The sequence below is a fragment of the Piscinibacter sp. XHJ-5 genome, assembly GCF_029855045.1.
GTDB lineage: Bacteria > Pseudomonadota > Gammaproteobacteria > Burkholderiales > Burkholderiaceae_C > Albitalea.
Map to the genome: position 1 here is coordinate 6,423,660 of NZ_CP123228.1, position 16,344 is coordinate 6,440,003.

The following is a 16,344-nucleotide window of genomic DNA, read 5'->3' on the forward strand; positions in this document are numbered from 1 at the left end:
CGGGAGGGGGGGCGCGGCGTGACTGACAACAGGGCCAAATCCACGGCGGTTGACGTGCGCGGGTGGGAGCCTTATCGTGTCGATTGGTCAGACCACTTTACCTCTAATGCCCTTGCAAGCCATCGCGCCGCGGCGCCTGTACCGGCAGATCGCGGACCAGCTGCGCACTCTGATCGAGCGCGGCGAGTTCGCGGTGGGCAGCCGCCTGCCGCCGGAGCGCGACCTCGCGGTGCAACTCGGCGTGTCGCGACCGTCCGTGCGCGAAGCGCTGATCGCGCTCGAGGTGGAGGGGCGCGTCGAGGTGCGCATGGGCTCGGGCATCTACGTCCGGCACGCCGATCCGGGCAACGCCAGGCGCATCGTGGCCGAGGCGCCGCTGGAGACCATCCGCGCGCGCTCGCTCATCGAGAGCGAGCTCGCCGCGCTGGCGGCGCGCTCGATGAAGAAGTCGCAGATGGCCGGATTGCGCGAAGCGATCGCGGTCATGGAAGGCGAAGCGGCCAGCGGCCGCACCCCCACCCAGGGCGATCGCCTGTTCCATGTGCGCATCGCGGAGGCGTCGGACAACTCGGTGCTGCTGCGCATCGTCACCGAGCTCTATGACGAACGCCACAACCCGCTGTTCGAGCAGCTCGGCAGCCACTTCGAGACCGCGCGCAGCTGGGCCACGGCCATCGCCGAGCACCGCGCCGTCGTCGATGCCATCGCCGCACGATCGCCGCAGGCGGCGCGCGAGGCCATGGCGCATCACCTCGCCAATTCCCACGACCGCTTCACCGCCAACTGGTCGCCCGACGCAGACGCCCGCGTGGTCAAGCGGGTGTCGCGCAGGACCGCATGAGGATTCACGCATGACACAACGACTCGCCGGCAAGACCGCCCTCGTCACCGCGGCCGGACAGGGCATAGGGCGCGCCACCGCGCTGGCCTTCGCGCAGGAAGGCGCGCAGGTCATCGCCACCGACATCAGCGAGGGCCTGCTCGCCGAGCTGCGCGGCGTGGCCGGCATCACCACGCAGCGGCTCGACGTCACCGACGACGGCGCCATCGACGCGCTGGCGGCGACGCTGCCACCGTTGGCGGTGCTGTTCAACGGCGCCGGCTACGTCCATGCCGGCACCATCCTCGACTGCGACGATGCCGCCTGGGACTTCTCTTTCCGGCTCAATGTGCGCTCGATGTACCGCATGATCCGCGCCATGCTGCCCGCCATGCTGGAGCGAGGCGGCGGCTCGATCGTCAACATGGCGTCGGTCGCCGGCAGCCTGCGCGGCGTGCCCAACCGCTTCGCCTACGGCGCGACCAAGGCCGCCGTCATCGGACTGACCAAGTCGGTCGCCGCCGACTTCGTCACGCGCGGCATCCGCTGCAACGCCATCTGCCCCGGGACCATCGAGTCGCCCTCGCTGCTGCAGCGCGTCGCCGAGCAGGCGGCGGCCAGCGGCAAGACCGTGCAGGACGTGCATGCCGCCTTCGTCGCGCGCCAGCCGATGGGCCGCATGGGTCGCGCCGAGGAAATTGCCGCACTGGCCGTGTATCTGGCTTCCGACGAATCCGCCTTCACCACCGGCACCACGCAAGTCATCGACGGCGGCTGGTCCAACTGATCACGACAAAGGAGTCTTCAAATGAAACTGATGCGTCACGGCCGCAAGGGCCAGGAGAAGCCGGCGCTGGTCGATGCGACCGGCCAGGTGCGCGACCTGTCGGCAGTGCTGCCCGACATCACGGCCGCGACCTTGTCACCCGAGGGCCTGGCGCGGCTGCGCGACATCGATGCCGCCACGCTGCCGGCCGTGCAGCCGCAGCGCATCGCCCCGCCGTGGAGCGGATTGGGCAAGTTCATCTGCATCGGCCTCAACTACGCCGACCACGCCGCCGAATCCGGGCAGCCGGTGCCCAAGGAGCCCATCGTCTTCATGAAGGCCACCAGCGCGCTGATCGGCTGCAACGACCCGGTCGTGCTGCCGCAAGGCTCGGTCAAGAGCGACTGGGAGGTCGAGCTCGGCGTGGTGATCGGCAGCAAGGCGCGCTACGTGTCGGAGAACGAAGCCTTGGCGCATGTCGCCGGCTACTGCGTCGTCAACGACCTGTCAGAGCGCGAGTACCAGCTCGAGCGCGGCAGCCAGTGGGACAAGGGCAAGGGCTGCGACACCTTCGGCCCGGTCGGCCCGTGGCTGGTCACCAGGGACGAGGTGCCCGATCCGCAGGACCTGGGACTGTGGCTCGAGGTCAACGGCAAGCGCTTCCAGGACGGCAACACGCGCACGATGGTGTTCGGCGTGGCTGCCCTCGTGAGCTACCTCAGCCGCTTCATGACCCTGTACCCGGGCGACCTGATCAGCACCGGCACCCCGCCCGGCGTCGGCTTGGGCATGAAGCCCCCGCTCTACCTCAAGCCGGGCGACGAGATGCGCCTGGGCATCAGCGGGTTGGGCGAGCAGCGCCAGCGTGTGCATGCGTGGAACCCCGCGCTGATCGACGAGTGACCACGATGGACCAGCCCGTCGACCAACCGGTCATCCGCATCCATCCGGCCGACGACGTCGTCATCGCGCGGCGCCAGTTGATGTCGGGCACCGCGCTGCCCGGCGAAGGCATCACCGTGAGCGGCCTGATCCCGCCCGGCCACAAGGTCGCCGTGCGCGCCATCGCGGCCGGCGCCCCGGTACGGCGCTACAACCAGATCATCGGCATCGCCAAGCAGCCGATCGCCCCGGGCCAGCACGTGCACACGCACAACCTCGAGTTCAGCAGCTTCGAGCGCGACTATGCGGTGGGGCAGAACGCGCAAGCGACCGACTATGTGATGCCGCCGGCGACCTTCGATGGCATCGTGCGCGCCGACGGGCGCGTGGCCACCCGCAACTACATCGGTGTGCTGACCTCGGTGAACTGCTCGGCGACGGTGGCGCGGGCCATCGCCGATCACTTCCGGCGCGACCTTCATCCCGAGGCGCTGGCGCCGTATCCCAACATCGACGGCGTGGTCGCGCTGACGCACGGCGGCGGCTGCGCGACCGCCAGCGACGGCGAGCCGCTGCAGGTGCTGCGCCGCACACTGGGCGGCTACGCGCGGCACGCCAACTTCGCGGCCATCCTCGTCGTCGGCCTCGGCTGCGAGACCAACCAGATCGCCGGCCTGCTGGAGCAGGAGGGACTGGCCGCGGGCACGCAGCTGCACACCTTCAACATCCAGGACACCGGGGGCACGCGCAAGACCGTGGCGCACGGCATCGAGCTGGTGCAATGGCTGCTCGAGGGCGCCAACCGGGTGACGCGCCAGCCGGTGCCGGCCAGCCACATCATGGTGGGCCTGCAGTGCGGCGGCTCCGACGGCTACTCCGGCATCAGCGCCAATCCCGCGCTCGGAGCCGCAGTCGACCTGCTGGTGCGCCATGGCGGCACGGCCATCCTGTCGGAAACGCCCGAGATCTACGGCGGCGAGCATCTGCTGACGCGCCGCGCCGTGTCGCAGGCGGTGGCCGACAAGCTGCTCGCGCGGCTGCGCTGGTGGGAGCGTTACTGCGAGCGCAACGACGCCGAGATGGACAACAACCCCTCGTCCGGCAACAAGGCCGGCGGGCTCACCACCATTCTCGAGAAGTCGCTGGGCGCCATCGCCAAGAGCGGCACCACCAACCTGATCGATGTGGTCGAGTACGCCCAGACCGTGAAGGCCAAGGGGCTGGTGTTCATGGATACGCCGGGATACGACCCGGTGTCGGCCACCGGCCAGGTCGCCGGCGGCGCCAACCTGATCTGCTTCACCACCGGCCGCGGCTCGGCCTATGGCTGCTCGCCGGCACCTTCGCTGAAGCTGTCGACCAACAGCGCGCTGTGGACCCGGCAGGAGGACGACATCGACGTCAACTGCGGCACCATCATCGACGGCACCGAAAGCATCGCCGAGGTGGGCCGGCGCATCTTCGAGCAGATGCTGGTCACCGCTTCGGGCCGCCGCACGAAGAGCGAGGAGCACGGCTACGGCCAGAACGAGTTCGTGCCGTGGCAGCTGGGCGCGACGATGTAGAACGCCGGCCGCAGCCGGTCCAGCATCATGCTGAGCCCCTCCAGGAGGGGCTGGGGGAGGGGCGTGAATGACGCTAACCGGCCACCGGCCGATTACTCGACCGCCTTCACCATGTCCTCGACGACCTTCTTCGCGTCGCCGAACACCATCATCGTCTTGTCCATGTAGAACAGCTCGTTGTCCAGGCCTGCGTACCCCGCGGCCATCGAGCGCTTGTTGACGATCACCGTCTTGGCCTTGTAGGCCTCGAGGATGGGCATGCCGTAGATCGGCGTGCCCTTGGTCAGCGCGGCCGGGTTCACCACGTCGTTGGCGCCCAGGATGATGGCCACGTCGGCCTGGCCGAACTCGCCGTTGATGTCCTCCATCTCGAACACCTGGTCGTAGGGCACCTCGGCTTCCGCCAGCAGCACGTTCATGTGCCCCGGCATGCGCCCGGCCACCGGGTGGATGGCGTACTTGACCGTCACGCCCTTGTGCGTGAGCTTCTCGGCCAGCTCCTTGACCGCATGCTGCGCGCGCGCCACCGCCAGGCCGTAGCCCGGCACGATGACCACCGTCTCGGCGTTGCCCAGGATGAAGGCGGCATCGTCGGCGCTGCCGCTCTTGACCGGGCGCTGCTCGGTGGCCGCCGCCGGTCCGCCCGCCTCGCCGCCGAAGCCGCCGAGGATCACGTTGAAGAACGAGCGGTTCATCGCCTTGCACATGATGTAGCTGAGGATCGCGCCCGATGAGCCCACCAGGCTGCCGGCAATGATCAGCATGGAGTTGTTCAGGCTGAAGCCGATGCCCGCGGCCGCCCAGCCCGAGTAGCTGTTGAGCATGGACACCACCACCGGCATGTCCGCCCCGCCGATCGGGATGATGATCAGCACGCCCATCACGAAGCTCAGCAGCAGCATCGCGAAGAAGGCGTCCCAGCGGCCGGTGACCATGAACACCAGGCCCAGCGCGATGGTCGTCAGGCCCAGCACCAGGTTGAGCATGTGCTGGCCCGGGAACACCACCGGCGCGCCCTTGAACAGGCGGAACTTGTAGGTTCCCGAGAGCTTGCCGAAGGCGATCACCGAGCCGCTGAAGGTGATCGCCCCGATCGCCGCGCCCAGGAACAGCTCGAGCCGGTTGCCTGCGGGAATGGGCTCGCCCTTGGCGGCGATGCCGAACGCGTACGGCTCGGCCACCGCCGCCACGGCGATGAACACCGCGGCCATGCCGATCATGCTGTGGAAGAACGCCACCAGCTCGGGCATCTTGGTCATCTCGACCGTGCGCGCGCGCCAGGCGCCGTAGGCGCCGCCGGCCACCAGCCCGAGCAGCACCCAGATCAGCCCGGTGCCGGTGCCCGCGAGCCTGACGATCAGCGCCGCGGTGGTGAAGCCGGCAATGCCCATGCCCACCATGCCGAACAGATTGCCGCGGATCGACGTCGTCGGATGGCTCAGGCCCTTGAGCGCCTGGATGAAGCACACGCTCGCGATCAGGTACAGCAGCGTGACGAGGTTCAGGCTCATGGCTTGGCCTCCGCCTTGTTCTCGAGCGTGGGCTTCTTCTCCTTCTTCCTGAACATCTCCAGCATGCGCCGCGTGACCAGGAAGCCGCCGAAGATGTTCACCGCGGCCAGCGCGACGGCGAGCACGCCCATCGTCTTGCCCAGGCCCGTCTCGGTGAGCGCCGCGGCCAGCATGGCGCCGACCACGACGATCGCCGAGATCGCGTTGGTCACCGCCATCAGCGGCGTGTGCAGCGCCGGCGTGACGGTCCACACCACGTGGTAGCCGACGTAGATCGCCAGCACGAAGATGATCAGGTTGATGATGGTGGGAGAAATGGCTTCCATGGTCACTTCCTCAGCACTTGGCCGTCTTTGGTCATGAGGCATGCCGCGACGATGTCGTCGTCCATCGGCACCTGGAACTTGCCTTCCTTGTCGATGACCAGCTTCAGGAAATCGAGCACGTTGCGCGCGTACAGCGCGGACGCATCGGCGGCCACCAGCGCGGGCAGGTTGGTTTCGCCGATCAGCGTGACGCCGTGCTTTTGCACCGTGCGCCCCGGCTCGGTCAGCGGGCAGTTGCCGCCGTTGGGCGCGGCCAGGTCGACGATCACCGAGCCGGGCTTCATGCTCTTGACCATCTCCTCGGTGACCAGCACCGGTGCCGGTCGGCCCGGGATCAGCGCGGTGGTGATGACGATGTCCGCGGCGGCCACGCGCTTGGCCACTTCCACCTTCTGCCGGTCGAGCCAGCTCTGCGGCATGGGCTTGGCATAGCCGCCCACGCCCTCGGCGGCTTCCTTCTCCTCGGGCGTGTCGTAGGACACCTCGATGAACTTGGCGCCCAGCGACTCGACCTGCTCCTTCACGCTGGGACGCACGTCGCTCGCCTCGATGACCGCGCCCAGCCGCTTGGCCGTGGCGATCGCCTGCAGGCCCGCCACGCCCACCCCGAGGATGACCACGCGCGCGGCCTTCACCGTGCCGGCGGCCGTCATCAGCATCGGGAAGAAGCGCTGGTACTTGTCGGCCGCCATCATCACGGCCTTGTAGCCGGCGATGTTGGCCTGCGAGCTCAGCACGTCCATGCTCTGCGCGCGCGTCGTGCGCGGCGCGGCTTCGAGGGCGAAGCTGGTCACGCCGGAGCCCGCCAGGCGATGCAGGTTGTCACGGTCGAACGGATTGAGCATGCCCACCAGCGCGGCGCCGGTCTTCATGAGCTGCAGCTCGCTGTCCAGCGGCGAGCGCACCTTGAGGACCAGGTCGCAGCCGAAGGCGCCCTGCGCGTCGGTGATCTCGGCCCCGACCGCGGCATAGGCTTCGTCGGTGGCGCTGGCATTGAGGCCGGCTGCGGACTGCACGCGCAGCGTGTGCCCCTGGGCCTTGAGCTTCTTCGCTGTCTCGGGAGTGACGGCCACACGCGTCTCCCCGGCCGCCGTCTCGAGCGGAACCCCTATCAACATGAAAGCCTCCTCGGCGCTTGGAGTGTGAGTGGAACCTGGGCGGCGGCCGGGATGGGTCGCACGGGCGACATCGCTCGTGGCGAAGTCGAAGCCATGGAGCTTACACAAACCGAAAGGCGGCTCCGGTTCCGCGATGCGGCCAGGTCGGGCGCTGCGCTTAGGATCGCCCCTCATGAGCGAGCGCTGGAAGCCCAATGTCACGGTCGCGGCGGTCATCGAGCACGACGGTCGCTTCCTCCTGGTGGAAGAACACACCCCCGAGGGGCTGCGGCTGAACACGCCGGCCGGTCACCTGGACCCGGGCGAGTCGCCGCTGCAAGGCACGGTGCGCGAGGCGCTCGAGGAAACGGCGCGCGCCTTCTTCCCCGATCGCTTCCTGGGGGTGTACCTGGCCCGCTTCGAGCGGCCGCAGCGCGGCGAGGACGTCACCTACCTGCGGCTGGCCTTCGGCGGCCGAGCGGGGCCCGCCGATCCGGCGCGCGCACTGGACACCGGCATCGTGCGCACGCTCTGGATGACGCTGGACGAGGTGCGTGCCAGCTGCGAGCGGCATCGCAGCCCGCTGGTCCTGAGGTGCATCGAGGACTACGCTGCAGGACGACGATTCCCGCTGGACGCCGTGCACACGGATGCGAGCGTCTATGGCCCCTCGTAGGCGGACAAGCAGCCGAACCTACGACAATACGGACATGTCGGCGGGGAAGAAGCAACGGGTCGTCGTGGGGCTGTCGGGCGGGGTCGATTCCGCCGTGTCGGCGCACCTGCTCAAGCAGCAAGGCCACGAGGTCGTCGCGATCTTCATGAAGAACTGGGAGGACGATGACGACGACGAGTACTGCTCGTCGCGCCAGGACTTCCTCGACGCGGCCAGCGTCGCCGACGTGCTGGGCATCGAGATCGAGCACGTCAACTTCGCCGCCGACTACAAGGACCGCGTGTTCGCCGAGTTCCTGCGCGAATACCAGGCCGGCCGCACGCCGAATCCCGACGTGCTGTGCAACGCCGAGATCAAGTTCAAGGCCTTCCTCGACCACGCGATGCGCCTGGGCGCCGAGAAGATCGCCACCGGACACTACGCCCGGGTCCGCGAGCGCAACGGCCGGTTCCAGCTGCTGAAGGGGCGCGACCCGCTGAAGGACCAGAGCTACTTCCTGCACCGCCTCGACCAGTCCCAGCTTGCGAAAACGATGTTCCCCGTGGGCGAGCTGCCGAAGACGGAAGTGCGGCGCATCGCCGCGGAGATCGGGCTGCCCAACGCGAAGAAGAAGGACTCCACCGGCATCTGCTTCATCGGCGAGCGGCCGTTCCGCGAGTTCCTCAACCGCTATCTGGCGAACACCCCCGGGCCGATCAAGGACGATCGCGGGCGCCTGGTCGGCGAGCATGTGGGCCTGAGCTTCTACACGCTGGGACAGCGCAAGGGCATCGGCATCGGCGGCCTCAAGGAGGACCGCCACGCCAAGGGCGGCAGCGTGCACCAGCCGTGGTTCGTCGCGCGCAAGGACATGGACACCAACACGCTGTACGTGGTGCAGGGCCACGACCACCCCTGGCTGCTGTCCAGCGCACTGGTGGCCGACGAGGCGAGCTGGGTCGACGGCACGGCGCCGGCCGCCGCGTCCATCGCGGCGAAGACGCGCTACCGCCAGGCCGATGCCGGGTGCGACATCGCGCCGGGCGCCAACGGCGTCTTCGAACTGCGGTTTCCGCAGGCGCAATGGGCCGTCACCCCGGGCCAGTCCGCTGTGCTGTACGACGGCGAGGTGTGCCTGGGCGGGGGCATGATCGCGCGCGCTGCGTAGTCACGCGGGCTTGCCCAGCTCCATCGCCCAATACGTGCGGTAGGTGTTGCTGGAGCCGGCCGGCACGCAGGCCAGGCCGATCTCCGTGTAGACCGGATTCATCATGTTGGCGCAGTGGTCCGGACTGGCCACCCAGGCGTCGATGACGCTGTTGACCGTGGCCTGGCCGGCGGCGATGTTCTCGCCCACGTTGGTCCACTGGTAGCCGGTGGCGTCGATGCGCTGCGAGAAGGTGCGCCCGTCCAGGCTGGTGTGCGAGAAGTAGTTGTTCGTCGCCATGTCCTGCGCATGACCGGCCGCCGCCTGGGTGAGGCGCGCATTCAGGGTCACCGGCGCGGCCGGGGAGAACGTGCCGCGGGCGCCGCAGGTGGCGCCCGTGGCACGCACCTGGTTGACACGCGCCAGCGCGCTGGCGCTGAAGTCCGGCAGGCCGCAGGTGGCATCGGCCGCAGCGGCGGTCGGCGGGGCGGGCTGCGGTTCGCTGCTGCCGCCACCGCCGCATGCGGCGAGCAGGATGACGACACACGGGACGAGGAGGACGGAGGAACGGACGGATGGCGGACGGCTCGACTTCATCGGAGCAGCCTAGCGCGCCCCGCTGCCCCCCGGGTATTCAGACGTAAATCGGTCACGCCCGCCGTCCCGCCGGGCGCGGCGGCGTCTCAAGTCGTCCCGGCTCGCGGCCGATAGCGAACCGATGGGCATGGCCGCTGCCGTGTCGCCGTTTCCGAATCGCTTCGCATGCCACACGACGCCGCCCTCCGACGCCCTCCGCTTGCCGCGCTCGCGCATTGGCTGCGCGGCTCGATGGGCGCGCGGCTGATCGCGCTGTTCCTCGGCCTGCTGCTCGTCGTGCAGCTCGCGGGTCTTGCCGCATTGCAGGCGAGCTTCGCCCGCCACGCCCGCAGCGTGCTGCCCGAGCGGCTGCACACCGGGTCGCGGGTGCTGCAAGGCCTGCTGGATCGCCAGGCGCAGGCCTTGCAAGACGGCGCCAGGCTGGTGGCAGCAGACCCTGCCTTTCACGAGCAACTGCGCAGCGACGACGCGGCGATCATTGCGGCGGCCCTGAACCAGCACGGCACGCGCCTGGGCGCCACCGAGGCCGCGCTGGTGACGCCGGACTTCCAGCTGCGAGCGTCCAGGCAACCCGACGGCACCGAGCTGGCCGCCCTGGCGGGACGCCTCGCGGCTGCGGCGGCGACGGGCGGGCGCGCCTGCCAGGTGGCGCTGCTGGGCGGGCGAGCGCACCATGTCGTCCTGGTGCCGATCAAGGCGCCGCAGCCGGCCGGGTGGCTGCTGATGGGCAAGCCGCTCGATGGCGGTCTTGCGCGCGAGATGCAAAGCCTGTCGGCGCTGCAGCTGACGCTGCTCACGCAGGGGCCCGACAGCGACGCCTGGCTGCCAGCCCATAGCACCCTAGCGCCGGCTCAGGCACAGACATTGGCGCGGCACGCCTGGCGGGCGGGACAAGCGCCCGCCACCCTCGGTGCCGCTGGCGCAGAGCTCGCCGTGCAGCCGCTGTGGCTCACCACACCCGATTCGCCCGGCGCCGGCGCAGTGCTCGCCGTGCTGTCGCTCCCGCTCGACGACGCGCTGCGCCTGCCGCGCGACGTGCAGATGGCACTGCTCGCGATCAGCGTGGTCGGCTTCGCGGCATTCGGCCTGCTCGGCGTGTTGTGCGTGCGCCGGGTCACGACACCGCTGGGCCGCCTCGCCGCCGCCGCCGACCGGCTCGGCGCCGGCGATGTCGCCACGCCGGTCACCGACGGGGTTCACCGCGACGACGAGCTCGGCCACCTGGCGCGCGCCTTCGAGCAGATGCGCGTCGGCGTGGAGCACAAGCAGAAGGAGATCGTGAAGCTCGCCTACTGGGATGCGCTCACGGGGTTGCCCAACCGGGTCCAGTTCCGCGAGGCCCTGCGCGAGGCGATCCGCGCCGCCGGCGACAGCGGCGCGCCGCGCACGACGGTGTCGGTGGTGATGATCGACCTCGACCGGTTCAAGCAGGTCAACGACGTGCTCGGCTACCGCTTCGGCGATCTGCTGCTGGCGCGCATCGCCGAGCGGCTGTCGCAGCACACCGTGCGCGGCGCCGACCTCGTCGCGCGGCTCGGCGGCGACGAGTTCGCGGTGCTGCTGCGCGACGGCGGCATCGACGTCGCGCGCTCGGTCGCCCAGCGCATCGAACGGGCCTTCGACACGCCGCTGACGCTCGAGGACCATGCTATCGACATGGGCGGCGGCATCGGGTTCGCATGCTGGCCGCAGCATGCGTTCGACGCCGATACGTTGCTGTCGCGCGCCGAAGTGGCGATGCATGTCGCCAAGCGCCGCGGCAGCGGTCCGCAGCCGTACGACCCCGCCCTCGATGCGTCCAGCGCCCAGACGCTGTCGTTGCTGAGCGAACTGCGGCACGCGGTCGACACCGGCGAGCTGCGCCTGTTGCTGCAGCCCAAGCTCGCGCTGGACAGCGGCGACGTCGTCGGCGCGGAGACGCTGGTGCGCTGGCAGCATCCGCAGCGCGGCCTGCTCGCGCCGCCGCAGTTCATCCCCTTCGCCGAGCAGACCGGCTTCATCCGCTCCCTCACGCTGTGGGTGTTCGAGGAGGCGGCGCGCCACTGGGGCACGCTCGAATCCGCCGGCATGCGCATGCCGCTGTCGGTGAACCTGTCCACACGCGACCTGCTGGACCCGGAGCTGCCGCAGAAGCTGGATGCCCTGCTGGTGCGCCACCGCGTGCCGGCCGAAGCGTTCTGCCTGGAGGTCACCGAGAGCGCGATCATGGAAGACCCGCAGCGCGCGCAGGCCACGCTCGACCGGCTGTCGGCGCTCGGCTTCAAGCTCTCGATCGACGACTTCGGCACCGGCTACTCGTCGCTCGCCCATCTGAAGCGCCTGCCGGTGGACGAGCTGAAGATCGACAAGCGCTTCGTGCTGGGCATGCAGGCCGACGCCGACGACGCGAAGGTCGTGCGATCGACCATCGACCTGGCGCACAACCTGGGCCTGTCGGTGGTGGCCGAAGGCGTCGAGAACGCCGCCGTGTGGGAGAGGCTGCGCGAGCTCAACTGCGACCAGGCCCAGGGCTTTCACCTGGGCCGGCCGATGGCAGCCGGCGAATTCCTGCAGTGGAATGCCCGCTGGGTGACCCGGCTGCGTCCCGATGTCCCGCGGGGCCAGGTCGTGCTGCATTGAAGTCGCGCCCGCGGGCGGCATACTCGCCGCACCATGTACACGCCGACCCACTTCGCCGAAACACGCCCGCAGGTGCTGCACGAACTCATGCGCGCCCACCCGCTGGGGCTGCTCGTCACCCAGGACGCGGGAGGCGGTCTCGATGCCAATCCGCTGCCGTTCATCCTCGACGCCGACCGCGGGCCGCACGGCACGCTGCGCGGCCATGTGGCGCGAGCCAATCCCGTGTGGCGGGAAGCCCGCACCGACGCCGAGACGCTGATCGTGTTCCAGGGACCGCAGGCCTACGTGTCGCCGAGCTGGTATCCCAGCAAGGCCCAGGGCGGCAAGGTGGTGCCCACCTGGAACTACGTGATCGTTCAGGCGCGCGGGCGGCTCGCGCCCATCGACGATCCGGTGTGGCTGCGCCGGCTCGTCGGCGAACTGACCGAGCGCCACGAGGCGGGCCGGCCGGCGCCGTGGCGGGTGGAGGACGCGCCGGCCGAGTACACCACCGCGCTGCTGCGCGCCATCGTCGGCATCGAAATCGAGATCCACTCGCTCCAGGGCAAGTGGAAGGTCAGCCAGAACCGGCCGGCCGCCGATCGTGACGGCGTGGTGCAGGGGCTGGCCGCCGAGGGCGGTGACCAGGCGCGGGCGATGGCCCGGCAGGTGCAGGCGCCAGCATCGGGCTCGGGGGGCATCGAGTGAGCGCTGGTCACCTGCGCATCGGTGCTGCATCATGTGGGGGGGTGCCGAGGCTTGCCTCGAGGAAGCTGATGAGAGCGATCACGAGTTGGACCCTGGCCGCGGCGCTGACCGCCGGCCTGGCGCTGCTGACGTGCGCCGCCGCATGGGCACAAGCGTCTGCGCCGGTGCAGCGGCTGCGCATCGTCGGCGGATTGGCCGCCGTCAATCAATACACGCGCCAGGAGGAGCCGTTCTGGACGCAGGAGCTGCCCAAGCTCACCGGCGGCCGGGTCACTGCCGAGATCGTGCCTTTCGACCGCGCCGGCATCCGTGGCCAGGAGATGCTGCGACTGATCCAGCTCGGCGTCGTGCCCTTCGGCACCGCGATCCTGAGCCTGTCGGCCACGCAGGAGCCGGTGTTCGGCGCACCCGACCTCGCGGGTCTCAACCCCGACATGAAGTCGGTTCGCCGCACGGTCCTCGCCTTTCGGCCCTATCTCGAGAAGACACTGCGCGACCGCGGCATCGAGCTGCTGGCGGTGTATGCCTATCCGGCGCAGGTCGTGTTCTGCAACAAGCCCTTCACCAGCCTGGCCGACCTGGCCACGCGCCGCATCCGCACGTCGAGCCCGCCGCAGGCCGACCTGATCGAGGCGCTGGGCGGCGTGCCCGTGCAGACCGGCTTCGCCGACATCATGACCAACATGCGCAGCGGGAACATCGAATGCGCCATCACGGGCACGATGTCGGGCAACACGATCGGCCTGCACGAGGTGACGACGCACGTCCACTCGATGGCGATCAACTGGGGCCTGTCGGTCTTCGCCGCGAATGCGGCGGCGTGGAACGCGCTGCCGCCGGATGTCCGCAAGCTGCTGCGCGACGAGATGCCCAAGCTCGAGCAGGCCATCTGGACCGAGGCCGAGCGCGAAACCGGGGAGGGCATTGCCTGCAACACCGGCAGCCCCACCTGCCAGCAGGGCCAGAAAGGGAAGATGGCCGAGGTGAAGGCCTCGCCCACCGACGACGCGCGGCGACGCGCGATCTTCGTCGGCACCGTGCTCGCGCGCTGGGTGCACCGATGCGGCCCTTCGTGCGCCGACGTCTGGAACCGCACGATCGGGCCGGTGGTGGGCCTGGAAGCGCGGGTCAAGTGAAGTAGCCGACCATGGCGCTGCCCGTGCGAGTCCAGGCTGCGATCTGGGGCGTTGTGACGCTCTTCGTCGCGGCCACCATCGCCGCCACCGCGAGCCTGGTCGCCCGCGGTGAGCGCGACGCAGTCCGCGAAAGCGAGGCCAAGGCGGAACGCTTCGTGAGCGGCGCGGAGGCGGCACTGAATCGCACCCTGCTGGGCGTGGACGTGCTGCTCGCCGGCATCGACTCGCTGCTGCGGCCGGCGGTGCGGCCCGACGGCTCGCTGAACGCGCCGCACGCCAATCAGCTGCTGCTCGACCTGACCAGCCGGCACCTGCTGGTGCGCGACGTCGCGGTGCTGGCCGACGACGGCTCGGTGCTGGCGGCCGCGCAGCCCAACAGCCAGCGCATGGGCGTCGACCTGCCCAAGGGATTCGCGGCCGACGTGCTCGCACAGAGCGCGCCGCAGCTTGCGATCAGTGCGCCGGTCGTCAACTTCGCGACCTCGGAGCGGGTGCTCTACTTCGCCCGGCCGCTGCGGCTGGCCAGCGGACGCAGCGTGCTGGTGGTGGGCGAAGTGCCGGCCTCGCTGCTCGCCACCATCCTGTCGCAGGCGATCGAGATCCGCGGCCTGGTCGTCACCTTCGAGCGCGAGGACGGCCAGCTGCTGACCAGCGTGCCGCCCGACGAGAGGCTGATGGGCCAGAAGCTGAGCCCGCCGCTCGACCTGCGGCAAGCCACCGGCGTGTCGCAGCGCGCACCGGGCCGGCTGGGCGCGGCTCCGGCGATCGTGGTGTCGCGGCCCACGCTGTACCGCTCGGTGATGATCGCCGCCAGCATTCCGCTCGATGCCGCGCTCGCCGAATGGCGCCGCGAGCGCGGCGACATCCTGAAGGTCGCTGCCGCCTTCATCGCGATGTTCATGGCCGCCGGCGGCTTCATCCAGTGGCAGATGGCGCGGCTGGGCGGCGCACGCAGCGAGGTGGCCCGGGCCAAGGCGACGCTGGACCAGGCCCTGGAGGCGATGGCCGACGGCTTCCTGCTGTGCGACGCGGACGATCGCGTCGTCGCCTGGAACCGGCGCTACCTCGAGATCTTCCCTTGGCTGCGCGATGTCATCGGCGTGGGCGTGCCGTTCCAGACGCTGGCCGGGGCCATCGCGCCGGCGCTGCTGCCCGAGGGCAACGAGGAGGAGCGGCGCGCCTGGCTGGAGCGCCGCATGGCCATCCACGCGAGCGGCAACGGCATGTACGAGCAGGAGCTGGCGCACGGCATGGTGGTGCACGCGATCGAGCGACGCACGCCGGACGGCGGCGTTGTCAGCGTGACGCGCGACATCACCGCCGCCGAACGCGCGCTGGCTCGCGCCAAGGCCGCCGCCGAGGCGGCCAACGAGTCGAAGTCGCAGTTCCTCGCGGCGATGAGTCACGAGATCCGCACGCCGCTCAATGGCGTGCTGGGCATGAACGGCCTGCTGCTGAACACGCCCCTCACGCCGGAGCAGCGGCGCTACGCCGAGCTGATCCGCAGCTCGGGACAGACGCTGCTGACGGTGATCAACGACATCCTCGACCTGGCGAAGATCGAGGCCGGCCGCATGGAGCTGGAGATCGTCGAGTTCGATCCGTCCGCCACATTGGACGAGGTGGTCTCGCTGCTGTCGGTGCGCGCCCAGGCCAAGGGGCTGGCGATGAACCTGAAGATGCCGCACGACGTGCCGCGCGCGCTGCGCGGCGATCCGAGTCGGCTGCGCCAGGTGCTGTTCAATCTGATCGGCAACGCGCTCAAGTTCACCGAGCAGGGCAACGTGGACATCGAGGTGTCCCATCGGCCGCTGCCCGAGGAGCGCGTCGAAATGACGATCGCCGTGCGCGACACCGGCATCGGCATCGCGCCCGACGCGATGCCCAAGCTGTTCGACCGTTTCATGCAGGCCGACGCGACGACAGCGCGCCGCTACGGCGGAACCGGGCTCGGCCTGGCGATCAGCCGCGAGATCGTCGATCTGATGGGCGGACGCATCGAGGTCGACAGCGCGGTCGGCGTGGGCAGCACCTTCCGCGTCATCGTGCCGATGGTGCGCGGTGATGCAGAGCGGCTGAGCGCCGCCGAGTCGACGCTGCATGCCGGTGCGGACATGGGGGGCCTGCGCATCCTGGTCGCCGAGGACAACGGCGTGAACCAGATCCTCATCAAGGCCATCCTCGACCAGATGGGCCACTACAGCGACATCGTCGGCAACGGGATCGAGGCGGTGCAGCAGGTGCAATCGACGCACTACGACCTCGTGCTGATGGACATCCAGATGCCCGAGATGGACGGCGAGGCCGCGACGCGCGCGATTCGCTCGCTGACCGACGGTGTCGCCTCCATCCCGATCATCGCGATGACGGCCAACGCGATGGTCGAGCACCGCGAGGCCTATCTGGCCAGCGGGATGGATGACTACGTGTCCAAGCCGATCAACGCGAAGGCGCTGGCGGCAGCGATCGCACGGGCGACGAGCCGCAATACGGTCTGACCCGGGATGTGGCCGCAGCGAAGCGGCCCCCATTC

The 16,344-nt window shown here is 69.8% G+C and carries 14 protein-coding genes; 10 read left to right on the forward strand and 4 right to left on the reverse strand.

Annotation, left to right across the window (positions count from 1 at the left end; genetic code table 11):
* Window positions 1–106 precede the first annotated feature (106 nt).
* Genes P7V53_RS30490 through P7V53_RS30505 form a run of 4 tightly spaced genes read left to right on the forward strand, consistent with a single transcriptional unit; the run spans window position 107 to window position 4,033 of the window.
* On the forward strand, window positions 107–841 hold the full coding sequence (locus P7V53_RS30490; RefSeq protein ID WP_280153230.1) for a FadR/GntR family transcriptional regulator: 735 nt from the start codon (window positions 107–109) through the stop codon (window positions 839–841).
* A gap of 10 nt (window positions 842–851) precedes the next feature.
* A complete protein-coding gene (locus P7V53_RS30495; RefSeq protein WP_280153231.1) occupies window positions 852–1,607 on the forward strand; it encodes an SDR family oxidoreductase in 756 nt (251 codons plus the stop codon).
* A 21-nt stretch (window positions 1,608–1,628) separates the two neighbouring features.
* A complete protein-coding gene (locus P7V53_RS30500) occupies window positions 1,629–2,489 on the forward strand; it encodes a fumarylacetoacetate hydrolase family protein (protein ID WP_280153232.1) in 861 nt (286 codons plus the stop codon).
* Window positions 2,490–2,494: 5 nt separating this feature from the next.
* On the forward strand, window positions 2,495–4,033 hold the full coding sequence (locus P7V53_RS30505) for an altronate dehydratase family protein (RefSeq protein ID WP_280153233.1): 1,539 nt from the start codon (window positions 2,495–2,497) through the stop codon (window positions 4,031–4,033).
* 92 nt (window positions 4,034–4,125) lie between these two features.
* Here P7V53_RS30505 and P7V53_RS30510 read toward each other — a convergent pair whose 3' ends face one another.
* The 3 genes from P7V53_RS30510 to P7V53_RS30520 are packed head-to-tail and all read right to left on the reverse strand — an operon-like array spanning window position 4,126 to window position 6,988.
* Window positions 4,126–5,544, reverse strand: a complete 1,419-nt coding sequence (locus tag P7V53_RS30510; RefSeq protein ID WP_280153234.1) for an NAD(P)(+) transhydrogenase (Re/Si-specific) subunit beta — start codon at window positions 5,542–5,544, stop codon at window positions 4,126–4,128.
* On the reverse strand, window positions 5,541–5,870 hold the full coding sequence (locus P7V53_RS30515; RefSeq protein ID WP_280153235.1) for an NAD(P) transhydrogenase subunit alpha: 330 nt from the start codon (window positions 5,868–5,870) through the stop codon (window positions 5,541–5,543). Before P7V53_RS30515 ends, P7V53_RS30510 begins: the two co-directional genes overlap by 4 nt.
* A gap of 2 nt (window positions 5,871–5,872) precedes the next feature.
* Window positions 5,873–6,988 (reverse strand): Re/Si-specific NAD(P)(+) transhydrogenase subunit alpha, encoded by a 1,116-nt coding sequence (locus P7V53_RS30520; RefSeq protein ID WP_280153236.1) that lies wholly within the window; start codon window positions 6,986–6,988, stop codon window positions 5,873–5,875.
* Window positions 6,989–7,160: 172 nt separating this feature from the next.
* On the opposite strand from P7V53_RS30520, the gene P7V53_RS30525 reads away from it, so the two are divergent.
* A complete protein-coding gene (locus tag P7V53_RS30525; RefSeq protein WP_280153237.1) occupies window positions 7,161–7,643 on the forward strand; it encodes an NUDIX hydrolase in 483 nt (160 codons plus the stop codon).
* Between the two features lie 34 nt (window positions 7,644–7,677).
* A complete protein-coding gene (mnmA, locus tag P7V53_RS30530; protein ID WP_280153238.1) occupies window positions 7,678–8,790 on the forward strand; it encodes a tRNA 2-thiouridine(34) synthase MnmA in 1,113 nt (370 codons plus the stop codon).
* Here mnmA and P7V53_RS30535 read toward each other — a convergent pair whose 3' ends face one another.
* On the reverse strand, window positions 8,791–9,366 hold the full coding sequence (locus P7V53_RS30535) for a CAP domain-containing protein (protein ID WP_280153239.1): 576 nt from the start codon (window positions 9,364–9,366) through the stop codon (window positions 8,791–8,793). It abuts the gene before it with no gap.
* 165 nt (window positions 9,367–9,531) lie between these two features.
* Here P7V53_RS30535 and P7V53_RS30540 point away from each other — a divergent pair, with 165 nt between their 5' ends.
* From P7V53_RS30540 to P7V53_RS30555, 4 genes are all read left to right on the forward strand, one after another.
* Window positions 9,532–11,985 carry an EAL domain-containing protein gene (locus tag P7V53_RS30540; protein WP_280153240.1) on the forward strand — a complete coding sequence of 818 codons (2,454 nt, stop codon included), beginning with the start codon at window positions 9,532–9,534 and terminating at the stop codon, window positions 11,983–11,985.
* A gap of 33 nt (window positions 11,986–12,018) precedes the next feature.
* Window positions 12,019–12,675, forward strand: a complete 657-nt coding sequence (locus P7V53_RS30545) for an FMN-binding negative transcriptional regulator (RefSeq protein ID WP_280153241.1) — start codon at window positions 12,019–12,021, stop codon at window positions 12,673–12,675.
* A gap of 68 nt (window positions 12,676–12,743) precedes the next feature.
* Complete coding sequence (locus tag P7V53_RS30550; RefSeq protein ID WP_280153242.1) at window positions 12,744–13,811, forward strand: TRAP transporter substrate-binding protein; 1,068 nt, start codon at window positions 12,744–12,746, stop codon at window positions 13,809–13,811.
* 23 nt (window positions 13,812–13,834) lie between these two features.
* Window positions 13,835–16,309: an ATP-binding protein gene (locus P7V53_RS30555; RefSeq protein WP_280153243.1), complete on the forward strand. Its 2,475-nt coding sequence runs from the start codon at window positions 13,835–13,837 to the stop codon at window positions 16,307–16,309.
* Window positions 16,310–16,344 lie beyond the last annotated feature (35 nt).

Excerpts from the sequence above, each read along its gene's own strand:
- P7V53_RS30510 (WP_280153234.1), bottom strand. The coding sequence starts at position 5,544 with ATGAGCCTGAACCTCGTCACGCTGCTGTACCTGATCGCGAGCGTGTGC.
- P7V53_RS30515 (WP_280153235.1), bottom strand. The coding sequence starts at position 5,870 with ATGGAAGCCATTTCTCCCACCATCATCAACCTGATCATCTTCGTGCTG.
- P7V53_RS30490 (WP_280153230.1), top strand. The coding sequence starts at position 107 with ATGCCCTTGCAAGCCATCGCGCCGCGGCGCCTGTACCGGCAGATCGCG.
- P7V53_RS30550 (WP_280153242.1), top strand. The coding sequence starts at position 12,744 with ATGAGAGCGATCACGAGTTGGACCCTGGCCGCGGCGCTGACCGCCGGC.
- mnmA (WP_280153238.1), top strand. The coding sequence starts at position 7,678 with ATGTCGGCGGGGAAGAAGCAACGGGTCGTCGTGGGGCTGTCGGGCGGG.
- P7V53_RS30495 (WP_280153231.1), top strand. The coding sequence starts at position 852 with ATGACACAACGACTCGCCGGCAAGACCGCCCTCGTCACCGCGGCCGGA.
- P7V53_RS30535 (WP_280153239.1), bottom strand. The coding sequence starts at position 9,366 with ATGAAGTCGAGCCGTCCGCCATCCGTCCGTTCCTCCGTCCTCCTCGTC.
- P7V53_RS30505 (WP_280153233.1), top strand. The coding sequence starts at position 2,495 with ATGGACCAGCCCGTCGACCAACCGGTCATCCGCATCCATCCGGCCGAC.
- P7V53_RS30500 (WP_280153232.1), top strand. The coding sequence starts at position 1,629 with ATGAAACTGATGCGTCACGGCCGCAAGGGCCAGGAGAAGCCGGCGCTG.
- P7V53_RS30540 (WP_280153240.1), top strand. The coding sequence starts at position 9,532 with ATGCCACACGACGCCGCCCTCCGACGCCCTCCGCTTGCCGCGCTCGCG.
- P7V53_RS30520 (WP_280153236.1), bottom strand. The coding sequence starts at position 6,988 with ATGTTGATAGGGGTTCCGCTCGAGACGGCGGCCGGGGAGACGCGTGTG.
- P7V53_RS30545 (WP_280153241.1), top strand. The coding sequence starts at position 12,019 with ATGTACACGCCGACCCACTTCGCCGAAACACGCCCGCAGGTGCTGCAC.
- P7V53_RS30525 (WP_280153237.1), top strand. The coding sequence starts at position 7,161 with ATGAGCGAGCGCTGGAAGCCCAATGTCACGGTCGCGGCGGTCATCGAG.